We start from the raw sequence: 11,957 nt of genomic DNA, 5'->3' as shown, positions 1-11,957 counted from the left end.
TACCTCTTTCAGGCCCTGCTCCAGCATGGCAAACACGCCCAGTTCGTTGACCGCGCCGAAGCGATTCTTGATGCCCCGCAGGGTGCGGTAGCGGCTGTCACTGGAGCCTTCCAGAAGGATGGAGCAGTCGATCATATGCTCCAGCACCTTGGGGCCGGCCAGGCTGCCATCCTTGGTGACGTGGCCAACCAGAAACAGAATCGTGCCGGTCTGCTTGGCAAAGCGGGTCAGGTAAGCGGCGCTTTCCCGGACCTGTGAGACGGAGCCGGGGGCAGATTCGATGTCCGCCACGTGCATCACCTGAATACTGTCCACTACCAGGATCTTCGGCTTCTCGGCTTCCGCCACCTGCAGGAGCCGTTCCACGCTGGTTTCCGACAGCATTTTGAGGTCTTTCGTCGGTACTCCCAGGCGCTTGGCGCGCATGGCGACCTGTTGCAGGGATTCCTCGCCGGTGACATACAGTGCCGGCGTCTTCTCCGCCAGGTGGCAGACCGCCTGCAGCAACAACGTACTTTTACCGGCACCGGGGTGGCCGCCCATCAGCACGGCAGAGCCCTCCACCAGACCGCCGCCCAGCACCCGGTCGAACTCCTGCATACCCGTGCTGATGCGGGGCTGTTCCGCGAGGCTGACTTCATCCAGGCTTTGCACCGCCGACAGGCTGCCGGCGAAGCCTTCGAAGCGGGCACCACGGGCACCCTTGCTGCTGCCGCCCACGCCGCGAACTTCGCTGATGGTGTTCCAGCCATGGCAGGCGCCACACTGGCCCTGCCACTTGGAATAGTCAGCACCGCACTCGGTGCAGACGAAGGCAGTTTTCGCCTTGGCCATTACGCCAGCTTCTTGTACTTCATGCGCTTGGGCTGCATGGCAGAGTCCCCCTTGCGCTTCTTGAAGTCTTCGTCGTACTCGGTGAAGTTGCCTTCGAAGTACACCACATCGCCGTCGTCCTCGAACGCCAGGATGTGGGTGGCCACCCGGTCCAGGAACCAGCGGTCGTGGGAGATCACCAGCGCGGAGCCGGGGAAGTTCAGCAGGGCTTCTTCCAGGGCCCGCAGGGTTTCCACGTCCAGGTCGTTTGTGGGTTCGTCCAGCAGCAGCACGTTGCCGCCCTGTTTCAGCAGCTTGGCCAGGTGCAGGCGGTTACGCTCACCACCGGACAGATCGCCAACCCGCTTCTGCTGGTCGGTGCCCTTGAAGTTGAAGCGACCGACATACGCCCGCGACGGGGTCTCGTAGTTGCCTACCTTGATGATGTCCTGGCCGTCGGACAGCTCTTCCCACACAGTGTTGCTGCCTTCCAGGTCCCGCATCTGGTCCACGTAGGCCAGTTCCACGGTTTCGCCAATCTCGATCTCACCGGAATCGGGCTTGTCGTAACCGCCAATCATCTTGAACAGGGTGGATTTACCGGCACCGTTGCCACCGATAATGCCCACAATGGCTCCCGGCGGCACGCTGAAGGACACGTCCTCGTATAGCAGGCGATCGCCGAAGGATTTGCTGATGCCGTTGACCTCGATGACCTTGTTGCCCAGGCGGGGACCGGGCGGAATGTACAGCTCGTTGGTCTCGTTGCGCTTCTGGAACTCCTGGGAGCTCATCTCCTCGAACCGGGCCAGGCGGGCTTTGCTCTTGGACTGACGGCCCTTGGCGTTGCTGCGCACCCATTCCAGCTCCTGCTTGATGGCCTTCTGGTGGGAAGCCTCCTGCTTGGACTCCATTTCCAGGCGTTTTTCCTTATTCTCCAGCCACTGGCTGTAGTTGCCTTCGAACGGAATGCCGTGGCCACGGTCCAGTTCCAGGATCCAGCCGGCGACGTTGTCGAGGAAGTAGCGGTCGTGGGTGATGGCTACCACGGTGCCGTCGTAGTCGTGCAGGAAGCGCTCCAGCCAGGCCACGGATTCCGCGTCCAGGTGGTTTGTGGGCTCGTCCAGCAGCAGCATGTCCGGGCCGGAGAGCAGCAGTCGGCACAGGGCTACCCGGCGGCGCTCACCACCGGAGAGCACCTTGACCTTCTGGTCCCAGGCTGGAAGACGCAGGGCGTCGGCTGCCACTTCCATCTTGCGCTCGATGTCGTGGCCGTCGGTGGCCTGCACAATGGCTTCAAGCTCACCCTGCTTTTTGGCCAGCTCATCGAAATCCGCGTCTGGCTCCGCATAGGCGGCGTATACCTTGTCCAGTTCGGCCAGGGCTTCATGCACGTGGGATACGGACTCGTCCACGATCTCCTTGACGGTTTTTTCTTCGTCCAGCTCCGGTTCCTGAGGCAGGTAGCCCACCTTGATGCCAGGCTGAGGACGGGCTTCGCCGATGTAATCCTGGTCCACGCCGGCCATAATACGCAGCAGGGTGGACTTACCTGCGCCGTTCAGACCCAGCACGCCGATCTTGGCGCCCGGGAAGAAGCTCAGGGAAATGTCTTTGAGAATCTCGCGCTTGGGCGGAACCACCTTGCCCACGCGGTTCATGGTATAAACGTATTGGGCCATGTTGGCTGTGTCCTCTTTATGCAGGTATTGCCACGGAATCCACTGAAGAACACGGAAAAACCAAAAAGAAGAAGGCCTTGTTGGCCACGAAACCCACTAAATCCACGAAACGGCAGGCCCGAGGCTCTATAAAACTTTGTTTGACCCGCCCGTTTTATTTCGTGGGTTTAGTGGATTTCGTGGCTACAATCTTTTCGTTCTTTTCTTTCCGTGTCCTTCCGTGGATTCCGTGGCAAAAAATTCTTTAGGGCAGACCGGGTAGTTGCCTGCCTGAAATCAGAACCCCGTAAGGTATCTAAACCGATTGGGGATAGCAATTGACGCAGAGCGGAACAGGCCCGCGTGCCGGTATCTGCGGACGGTATAAAGGATGATTTTTCACCCGCTTTCGGGATAGAATAGCGGCCCAATTTTTCAGGGGTTCCGGGGGGGCGCGGACGTGCTTCCAGGGCCAGCCATACAGACAGGGGCAGCACATCCATGTTTAATCGTGATATGAAAATCGCCGGTTTCGATGACGAACTGTGGAACGCCATGCAGGCGGAAGAGCAGCGCCAGGAAGCGCACATCGAGCTGATCGCGTCCGAGAACTACACCAGCCCGCGGGTGATGGAAGCCCAGGGCAGTGTGCTGACCAACAAGTATGCCGAAGGCTATCCCGGCAAGCGCTACTACGGTGGCTGCGAGTTTGTTGATATCGCCGAGGACCTGGCGATTGCCCGCGCCAAAGAGCTGTTCGGCGCCGCCTACGCCAACGTGCAGCCCCATTCCGGTTCTCAGGCCAACTCCGCCGTATTCATGGCCCTGCTCAAGCCGGGTGACACGGTACTGGGCATGAGCCTGGCCCACGGCGGCCACCTGACCCACGGTGCTACCGTTAACTTCTCCGGCAAGATCTACAACGCCGTGCAGTATGGCATCAACAACGAAACCGGCCTGATCGATTACGATGAGGTCGAGGCGATGGCGGTCGAGCACAAGCCGAAGATGATCATTGCCGGCTTCTCCGCCTATTCCCAGGAGCTGGACTTCGCCCGTTTCCGTGCGATCGCCGACAAGGTGGGTGCCTACCTGTTTGTGGACATGGCCCACGTGGCCGGCCTGGTAGCCGCCGGCGTCTATCCGGACCCGGTTCCCCACGCCCACGTGGTGGCAACCACCACCCACAAGACCCTGCGCGGTCCCCGTGGTGGCCTGATCCTGGCCTGCGATGATGAAGGCCTGCAGAAGAAGCTGAACTCGGCCGTGTTCCCGGGAGGCCAGGGCGGTCCGCTGATGCACGTGATTGCCGCCAAGGCCGTGTGCTTCAAGGAAGCCATGAGTGATGAGTTCAAGAGCTATCAGCAGCAGGTAGTCAAGAATGCCTCCGCCATGGCCGAAGTCTTCATCGAGCGCGGCTATGATGTGGTGTCTGGTGGCACAAAGAACCACCTGTTCCTGGTCAGCCTGATCAAACAGGACATTACCGGCAAGGACGCGGACGCCGCCCTGGGTCGCGCCCACATCACTGTTAACAAGAACGCAGTGCCCAATGACCCGCGTTCGCCGTTTGTCACTTCCGGCCTGCGGATCGGCACCCCGGCGGTGACCACCCGCGGCTTCGGTGAAAGCGAGTGTAGGGACCTGGCAGGCTGGATGTGCGATATCCTCGACAACCTGGAAGACGAAGCCACCATCACGCGGGTTCGTGAGCAGGTTGAAGCGGTGTGTGCCCGGTTCCCGGTCTACGCCGGTTAATAACGGCAGGTCCCTGCCACGGCCGCTGGTTGATCCGGCGGCCTGTTTGTTTCGGAGCGTCCGACTATGCATTGTCCTTTCTGTGGTGAAGCCGATACCAAGGTGATCGACTCCCGGCTGGTGGCCGAGGGGGATCAGGTGCGTCGCCGCAGGGAGTGCCTGTCCTGCCGGGAACGGTTCACCACCTTCGAGAGCGCGGAGCTGGTGATGCCCCGGGTGGTGAAGCAGGACGGCACTCGTCAGCCTTTTGACGAGGAAAAGCTGCGTGCCGGTTTGATGAAAGCCCTGGAAAAACGCCCGGTCAGTATCGAGCAGATCGATGCGGCCCTGAACCGCATCAAGTATCGCCTGCGGGCCACCGGCGAGCGGGAAGTGAAGTCCATGAAGCTGGGTGAAGAGGTTATGACCGAGCTGCGCCAGCTGGACAAGGTGGCATACGTAAGGTTTGCGTCCGTGTACCGGAGCTTCCAGGACGTAAACGAGTTCAAGGAGGAAATCGAGCGGTTGTCCGATGGTGCCGACCCGGCGGATGTGGCCAGGGCACTGGCTGACCGGGACACATCGAAAGGTTCCTCATGACACCCGTTCAGGATACAGCCCTGATGGCCCGGGCCATACAGCTGGCCTGGCGCGGTCGTTATTCCACCCATCCCAACCCCCGTGTGGGGTGTGTCATCGCCCGTGGTGATGTGGTTTTGGGTGAAGGCTGGCACGAGCGCGCCGGTGAGGCCCATGCCGAGGTCAGGGCCCTGAGCCAGGCTGGCCCCGACGCCCGGGGCGCCACCGCTTATGTCACCCTGGAACCCTGCAGTCACTTCGGTCGCACGCCACCCTGCTCCCGGGCGCTGATTGACGCCGGCGTGGCCCGGGTGGTGGTGGCCAGTGAGGACCCCAATCCCAGTGTTTCCGGTCGGGGACTGCAGCAGTTGCGGGATGCGGGTATCCGGGTCAAGGAAGGAGTGCTGCGGGAAGAAGCGGCAAAGCTGAATCCGGGGTTTCTCAAACGCATGCGATCGGGACGCCCCTGGGTTCGTATCAAGATTGCCTCCAGCCTGGATGGTCGCACCGCCATGGCTTCCGGCGAGAGCAAATGGATTACCGGGCCGGAATCCCGCAGTGATGTTCAGCGTTTGCGGGCTATGAGTGACGCCATACTCACCGGGGTAAACACGGTGCTGGTGGACGATCCCTCCCTGACTGTGCGGCGCAATGAGCTGGGGGATATCGGCCAGGCTACCGAGCCGTCGCGGCAGCCCCTGCGCTTGATCGCCGACCGGGACGCCCGCACGCCCTCGACAGCGAAGATCCTCCAGGGTGGTGATGTACACCTGTTCTGCTCAGAGGAAGCGCTGTCCACGGGCCCTGCCCAGGACCTTTCCGCCCTTGGCGTTACCCTCAATGGCGTAGGCTGGCAGGACAGCGGCGTTAACCTGGGGCAGTTGCTGGACCGGCTGGGCGAGCTTGGCGTTAACGAACTGCTCGTGGAGGCGGGTCCGACCCTCGCCGGGGGCTTTATTGTTGAAGGGCTGGTGGACGAGCTCTGGCTCTACCAGGCGCCCATTTTCCTGGGCAGTGAAGGACGGCCCACTGCGCGGCTGCCCTTTAGCGACATGTGTGAAAAAATCGAATGGCTGGTCACCGATCGTCGCCAGTTCGGGGTGGATACCCGACTGATACTGACGCCCAAGGTGCTCGCGCCGAATCTCTCTGCCGTTGAATGAATCTGTCGGCAGGCCCATGCATTAACACCACGGCGATCCGACAGGCCCGCCGGGAGGTTGTGGAAGACTATGGCACTGAACAGCGTTGAAGAGATCATCGAGGATATTCGTCAGGGCAAGATGGTCATCCTGATGGATGACGAGGACCGGGAGAACGAAGGCGACCTGGTCATGGCAGCGGAGCACTGCACGCCGGAAGCCATCAACTTCATGGCCCGTTTCGGCCGTGGCCTGATCTGCATGCCCATGACCCGGCAGCGTTGTGAGCAACTGGGGCTGCCCCTGATGGTTCAGAGCAACCATTCCGGGTTTGGTACCAAGTTCACCCTGTCCATTGAGGCAGCGGTGGGGGTAACCACCGGTATCTCCGCTGCGGACCGGGCGCGTACCGTGCAGGCTGCAGTAGCCCGTAATGCGAAGGCATCCGACCTGGTGCAGCCAGGGCATATCTTCCCGCTGATGTCGGATCCGGGCGGTGTGCTCAGTCGGGCCGGCCATACCGAGGCCTCCTGTGACCTGGCAGCGCTGGCCGGTTGCGAGCCCGCCGGCGTGATCTGCGAGATCATGAACGATGACGGCTCCATGGCCCGTCGCCAGGACCTGGAGAAATTCGCGGAGCAACACGGGCTCAGGATCGGTACCATTGCCGACCTGATCCACTATCGCACCATGAACGAGCGCACCATCGAGTGTGTGGAAGAGTATGACCTGGACACCGAGTACGGTGTCTTCAGTCTGCGTACCTACAAGGACAACATCCAGGGGGCCACACACCTGGCCCTGGTGATGGGTGAGGTGAAGGCGGATGAGCCCACCCTGGTCCGGGTGCATGTCACTGACACCCTCCGGGATCTGCTGGGCGCGCGCCGTAAGGATTCCCACAGCTGGCCGCTGCATCACGCGATGGAGAAGGTGGCGGAAGAAGGAAAGGGCGTCGTGGTGCTGCTGAACAGCGCCGAAGACAGCTACAACCTGGAAGACCGTATCCACGAGTTCTTTGGGGAAGGTCCTGCGAAGGCGGGCAAGGGGGGAAGCTCCGGCGTCTATTTCACCGTTGGCACCGGTTCGCAGATCCTGCGGGATTGCGGCGTTGGCCAGATGCGCCTGCTGAGTGCGCCGATCAAGTTCTCTGCCATTTCCGGCTTCGACCTGGAAGTGGTGGAATACGTACCCTATACCGGTGACTGAAGGTCCCCGGGAAACGAATCAACAGACAGCGGGGCACTGGCCCCGGTACGGGACAGAGAATGGCAGATATCAAGGTAATTGAAGGGGATTTCCGGCAGTGCAGCGGTCGCTATGCGCTGGTTGTAGGCCGGTTCAACGGTTTTGTGGTGGAAAGCCTGGTGGAAGGTGCAGTGGATACCCTGCGCCGTCACGGCATCGCCGATGATGACATTACCATCGTCCGTGTGCCGGGTGCCTATGAAATGCCACTGGCGGTGAAGCGGGTGGCTGAAACCGGGGACTACAGTGCGATCATCGCCCTGGGCGCGGTTATTCGTGGCGGCACCCCGCACTTTGAGTATGTGGCCGGTGAGGCCTCCAGTGGTATCGGTGCCGTCAGCCTGGAAACCGACGTGCCGGTGACCTTCGGTGTACTGACCGTGGACTCTATCGAGCAGGCCATTGAGCGCTCCGGCACCAAGGCGGGCAACAAGGGCGCCGAAGCGGCCATCACCGCGCTGGAGATGGTCAGCCTGTTCAACAAGCTGGGTGAGTGATGAGCGAACAGGATACTGCCAACCCGTCCGACGCGGCGCCCTCCGGGCAGCCACGGGCCGGTGACCGCCGCCGGGCCCGGGCACTTGCCTTGCAGGCCCTGTACCACAGGCATTTCAGCAAGAGCCCGATCAACGACATTGAAGCCGAGTTCATGGTGGACAATGACATGAGCAAGGTGGATTCGGCCTATTTCCGAGACCTGATTCGTGGCGTGCATCGGGAGCAGGCGGAACTGGACCGGTTGATTGAGCCGTTCCTGGACCGCTCGCTGGACGAGGTGGATCCCATCGAGCTGGCGATTGTCCGCCTGGGGACCTACGAACTGAAAAGCCGCATTGATGTACCCTACCGGGTGGTGATCAATGAGGGCATCGAGCTGGCCAAGCGATTTGGTGGCACCGAGGGACACAAGTTCGTCAACAGCCTGCTGGACAAGCTCAGCCAGCGCCTGCGCCTGGCCGAAACCCGCTCCCGGCAGGGATGATGCCCTGTTATGGGTGAGTTCGAGCTGATCCGTCGTCTGTTCCGGCCCCTGGCTGAGGCCACCCGGCAGGACGGCCTTCTGCTCGGGCCCGGCGATGACTGTGCTATCCAGCGAGTGCCCCCCGGGCAGGACCTGGTCTTCTCCGTGGATACCCTGGTAGAGGGTATCCATTTCCCCCTGCGATACGATCCCGAACTCCTGGGCTGGCGGGCTCTGGCCGTGGCGGTCAGCGATCTGGCGGCCATGGGCGCTGACCCTGTCTGTTATACCCTGGCCCTGACGCTGCCGGAAGCCGATGAGGCCCGGGTCGGTGCCCTGGTTAGCGGATTGCAGGAAGCATCCCTGTCGTTTGGCATTGCCCTGGCCGGAGGCGATATTACCCGGGGGCCACTGACCCTGACACTGCAGGTTCATGGAACCGTACCGCAGGGGCAGGGAATTCTGCGAAGCGGTGCTCGCCCAGGCGACCTGGTGGCAGTGACTGGCCCCCTGGGGGGAGCGGCCGCGGCCCTGGACTGGCTGGATGCCCCTTACCCGCCCGAGTCGGCTAAGCCGTTGCTCGACTGTTATCATCACCCGATACCACAGGTCGATTTGGGGCGGCAGCTTCGCGGTGTTGTTTCGGCGGCCATTGATATCTCGGATGGCCTGGCGGCGGATCTGGGGCACATCCTGGCGGCCTCCGGTGTGGGGGCCAGGCTGGAGGCTGCCGCGATACCCCGGCAACATGGCGTTGCCGAAGCCACCCTCGAACAGGCGCTGTACGGTGGTGACGATTATCAGCTTTGCGTCACACTACCTGCCGGGGAACTGGCCCGGTTACCCTGGGATGTCGCGAGCAAGCTTCACGTCATCGGGGAAATTTGCCGTGCCGAAGGTCTTTACCTGCAACATGCTGATGGACCGCGAGAAAGTCTGGTACCCGGCACCGGCTACGATCACTTCAAATACCAATAATCGGACGCTGTCATGAGCGAGTATTACCAGGAGCCGGAACAGGAGCCGGTTCTGATCCTGCCTCCCGGCTTTTTACGCAATCCCGTGCACCTTGCCGCCTTTGGCTTTGGCAGCGGCGCCGTACCGAGAGCGCCGGGTACATGGGGAAGTCTCGCGGCGATATTCTTGTGGTATCCCATCGCCCAGCTGCCGGAACCGGTCTACTGGAGCGTGGTGCTGATGGCATTCCTTCTCGGCGTCTGGCTGTGCGGGTACACTTCACGGTCGCTGAAGGTGCATGACCACGGAGGAATCGTCTGGGATGAGTTTGTGGGTATGTGGATCGTGCTGGGATTTTTTCCGGAGACCTGGTACGGCGTGTTGCTGTGTTTTGTGGCGTTTCGACTGTTTGATGTGTGGAAACCCTGGCCAATCAGTTGGGTGGATTCACGGGCGCCCGGCGGCCTGGGAATCATGATTGATGACGTGCTGGCCGCACTGATGGCACTGGTGGTTATCTGGGGGGCCGAGCTGTGGCTGATGCCCGGCCTGCTCTAGATCGCGCCCTCCGGACGCCACCGAGACCCTTGAAAGCCCCGTTGAGCCGAACCCGATCTGGAACCGACAAAACCTCCCGGCGCGCCTTGCCTTGAAGGCTTTGAGTGGCTCAGTGGATTTGCGAAGTAACCAAACGGGATACTAGTGAACCCGGAATTCGCGGGATTCGGCGGGCAGCATATTGATCACATGCAGGAACCGTTTCAGACCGATTTCGGCCCTTTCCCGGGTGGCAAAGGGGCCACTGTCGAAGCCTTCGCGGGTGGTGAAATACCACTTGCCCCCCACGCAGAAAAAACGGCTGCTACGAAACGGCGTTGGACCGGCTTCACCAGCCCGGATGTTGGTATCCATCATTGCCTCCTACTACTTGCCCATGTTTGGCAATGCGCCGAGGGAATTACCCGGTTCGTGACCTGGTTCGTCGACAACCATGGCAAACAGCTTTTGGAAGGCGCATTGCATAAAACTAAACCAATTTCTGCCAAATTCAACACTTTTTTACAATTCGCCCCCGGTCCCGTTACGGATCACCCACTTGCGCAAGACCGGAGCAGTGGTCAGAATGCCTGCATCGATAGTGACAGGGGCCGGGAAGGCGACCAGTGCCCCATGCCGGAAAGCCACCCATGGAGAATGACTGAATGTTTGCAAGGCTGAACAAGGTTTCACCCGTCGGGCTGAAACAGCTTATCGTCCTGCTGGCCGTTATGGTGATTGCAGGCTGCAGCAGTACCGGGGTGTCCCGGGTCAAAACCTACGATGGCGGTTCATCCGCCGGCGGGGTAGCGGTACTGAAGGCACCCTCGACCATCAAGGTCCAGGAAGTGAATGGCCGGAAAGTGGGTAACTTCCTGCTGGAAGACCTGGCGCTTGACTATGAACTGCAGCCTGGGCGCAACATCGTTGTGTTTACCCACAAGACCATCTGGGCCAAGACCGGCGTGGTCCGTGACGGTGAATCGGCGGTTCATGTGGTAGAGACAGAGCCCCAGCAGGTGGTCATCGACGCACGTGCCGGTGAAGAGTATCGCTTTGACATTCCGAAGGTGAACAATCGCCGGGAAGCCGAGCGTTTCGCTGCCGACTTCAGCGTTGCGGTGGTTGCCGGGGGCGGCGGCACAGTGGCTCGCTCCCAGCCTTTTGAAGGCTATCCCCAGGAGCAACAAACCGCTGGCGCTGCCCAGGTGGTCACCCCTGTGCCGGCGCAGTCGTCCCAGTCGCCGGACGGTCAGGGAGCGGCGGCTTACCAGGAAGGTCAGGGCGGGGCGGGCTCCCGCGTGGAAACCCTGGAAGCCCTCAAGATGCTCTGGGAACGGGCCAGCGGCGACGAGAAACGTGAGTTCCTGCGCTGGGCCTTCGATTAACCCTCCCGCGGTTGCTCCGCATCCAGCCAGCCCTGGTAAGCGCCGGGCTGGCTGAGCCTCTCCCAGAACCATTCCAGGGCCTTGCCCTGTTCATCGCTGCGGCGGGCAATGTGCACCGGGATCGGATCCCGGGGCAGCTCAACATCACAGGCTACCAGCAAGCCCTCCTGCAACTGTCTGTGGATGCGGTGTAATGGCAACCAGCCCACCCCCAGGCCTGCCTCCTGCAGAGCAATTTTCTGATCAATATTGGACACCGTGAGGGTCTGCTGACGCCGGAAGATACCGGCGCTGCCCGGTGCCAGGTTTCTTGAGCTGTCCGCTGCGACGGCGGCAGGGAAACTGGCGATGTCCTGCTCGGTCAGTGGTCCTTGGCGGCTGGCCAGCGGATGGTGGGCGGCAACCGCGAACACGAACGGCACGCGCCCGAGGCTCCGGGTGGTAAAGGCGCCGGCGGGGCGGCTGACCTGGTCGGCACCGATGGCCAGGTCAATCCTGCGGCTCTGCAGGGCATCCCAGGTGCCGGCAAACACCTCTTCCACCAGCTGTACTTCCACCGGCAGCCCCAGATCGTAAAACTCCCGGATGGCCGGAAACAGCGCCTGCGCCGGCAGCAGGGAGTTGAACCCGATCCGCAGCCGCGTCTCCCAGCCCTGGGCCACCTGACGCGTCGTATGGGCCAGGGCCTCGGTAGCCTCCAGCAACGCCCGCCCCTCGTTCAGTAAGTAACGCCCCGCCGGCGTCAGAGTGGCGCGATGGCCGCTGCGATCAAATATTTCAACGTCGAGATCTTCCTCCAGCTTCTGGACGGTGTAACTGATGGCGGAAGGCACACGGAACAACTCACCGGCCGCGCCGGCAAAGCTGCCCTTGCGGTCAATGGCGTCGAGGACTTTCAGGGCGTCGATGGTAATGGCTGTATGCATGATCGAAT

Annotated in this window: 13 protein-coding genes; 9 read left to right on the top strand and 4 right to left on the bottom strand. The window is 61.6% G+C overall.

All coding sequences use genetic code 11. The features are described from left to right. The coding region (radA, locus tag ACESMZ_RS11530) for a DNA repair protein RadA (RefSeq protein WP_372972636.1) at positions 1 to 834 on the bottom strand (834 nt) is incomplete at its 3' end. Next, positions 834 to 2,495, bottom strand: a complete 1,662-nt coding sequence (ettA, locus tag ACESMZ_RS11525) for an energy-dependent translational throttle protein EttA (RefSeq protein ID WP_372958668.1) — start codon at positions 2,493 to 2,495, stop codon at positions 834 to 836. The genes radA and ettA, both read right to left, overlap by 1 nt. Before the next feature lie 480 nt (positions 2,496 to 2,975). On the opposite strand from ettA, the gene glyA reads away from it, so the two are divergent. From glyA to ACESMZ_RS11485, 8 genes are all read left to right on the top strand, one after another. Next, positions 2,976 to 4,232 (top strand): serine hydroxymethyltransferase, encoded by a 1,257-nt coding sequence (glyA, locus tag ACESMZ_RS11520; RefSeq protein ID WP_372958661.1) that lies wholly within the window; start codon positions 2,976 to 2,978, stop codon positions 4,230 to 4,232. A gap of 66 nt (positions 4,233 to 4,298) precedes the next feature. Then, entirely contained in the window at positions 4,299 to 4,811 is a 513-nt protein-coding gene (nrdR, locus tag ACESMZ_RS11515; RefSeq protein ID WP_372958660.1) for a transcriptional regulator NrdR, read from the top strand. Then, positions 4,808 to 5,953 carry a bifunctional diaminohydroxyphosphoribosylaminopyrimidine deaminase/5-amino-6-(5-phosphoribosylamino)uracil reductase RibD gene (gene ribD / locus ACESMZ_RS11510; protein WP_372958659.1) on the top strand — a complete coding sequence of 382 codons (1,146 nt, stop codon included), beginning with the start codon at positions 4,808 to 4,810 and terminating at the stop codon, positions 5,951 to 5,953. Before nrdR ends, ribD begins: the two co-directional genes overlap by 4 nt. A gap of 69 nt (positions 5,954 to 6,022) precedes the next feature. Further along, complete coding sequence (ribBA, locus tag ACESMZ_RS11505) at positions 6,023 to 7,141, top strand: bifunctional 3,4-dihydroxy-2-butanone-4-phosphate synthase/GTP cyclohydrolase II (RefSeq protein WP_372972635.1); 1,119 nt, start codon at positions 6,023 to 6,025, stop codon at positions 7,139 to 7,141. Between the two features lie 59 nt (positions 7,142 to 7,200). Then, positions 7,201 to 7,677, top strand: coding sequence for a 6,7-dimethyl-8-ribityllumazine synthase (gene ribE / locus ACESMZ_RS11500; RefSeq protein ID WP_372958657.1), 477 nt, complete (start codon positions 7,201 to 7,203; stop codon positions 7,675 to 7,677). Beyond that, a complete protein-coding gene (gene nusB / locus ACESMZ_RS11495) occupies positions 7,677 to 8,162 on the top strand; it encodes a transcription antitermination factor NusB (RefSeq protein WP_372958656.1) in 486 nt (161 codons plus the stop codon). The genes ribE and nusB overlap by 1 nt, the downstream gene beginning before the upstream one ends. A gap of 9 nt (positions 8,163 to 8,171) precedes the next feature. Further along, positions 8,172 to 9,119 carry a thiamine-phosphate kinase gene (gene thiL / locus ACESMZ_RS11490; RefSeq protein ID WP_372972634.1) on the top strand — a complete coding sequence of 316 codons (948 nt, stop codon included), beginning with the start codon at positions 8,172 to 8,174 and terminating at the stop codon, positions 9,117 to 9,119. Positions 9,120 to 9,131: 12 nt separating this feature from the next. Further along, positions 9,132 to 9,656 carry a phosphatidylglycerophosphatase A gene (locus ACESMZ_RS11485; protein ID WP_372972633.1) on the top strand — a complete coding sequence of 175 codons (525 nt, stop codon included), beginning with the start codon at positions 9,132 to 9,134 and terminating at the stop codon, positions 9,654 to 9,656. Positions 9,657 to 9,797: 141 nt separating this feature from the next. On the opposite strand, the gene ACESMZ_RS11480 is transcribed toward ACESMZ_RS11485, so the two are convergent. Next, positions 9,798 to 10,013 carry a DUF6316 family protein gene (locus tag ACESMZ_RS11480; protein WP_372958653.1) on the bottom strand — a complete coding sequence of 72 codons (216 nt, stop codon included), beginning with the start codon at positions 10,011 to 10,013 and terminating at the stop codon, positions 9,798 to 9,800. Positions 10,014 to 10,300: 287 nt separating this feature from the next. On the opposite strand from ACESMZ_RS11480, the gene ACESMZ_RS11475 reads away from it, so the two are divergent. Beyond that, the gene (locus ACESMZ_RS11475; protein WP_372958652.1) at positions 10,301 to 11,023 is read left to right on the top strand and encodes a DUF2057 family protein; all 723 of its coding nucleotides are present in this window, start codon (positions 10,301 to 10,303) and stop codon (positions 11,021 to 11,023) included. Here the strand turns inward: ACESMZ_RS11475 and ACESMZ_RS11470 are convergent. After that, complete coding sequence (locus ACESMZ_RS11470) at positions 11,020 to 11,949, bottom strand: LysR family transcriptional regulator (RefSeq protein ID WP_372958651.1); 930 nt, start codon at positions 11,947 to 11,949, stop codon at positions 11,020 to 11,022. The genes ACESMZ_RS11475 and ACESMZ_RS11470 overlap by 4 nt on opposite strands. Between the last annotated feature and the right edge of the window lie 8 nt (positions 11,950 to 11,957).

Source organism: Marinobacter sp., from assembly GCF_041690615.1.
Lineage (GTDB): Bacteria > Pseudomonadota > Gammaproteobacteria > Pseudomonadales > Oleiphilaceae > Marinobacter.
The sequence above is the reverse complement of the archived record's forward strand: the minus strand, read 5'-3'. Positions and strand labels throughout refer to the sequence as shown.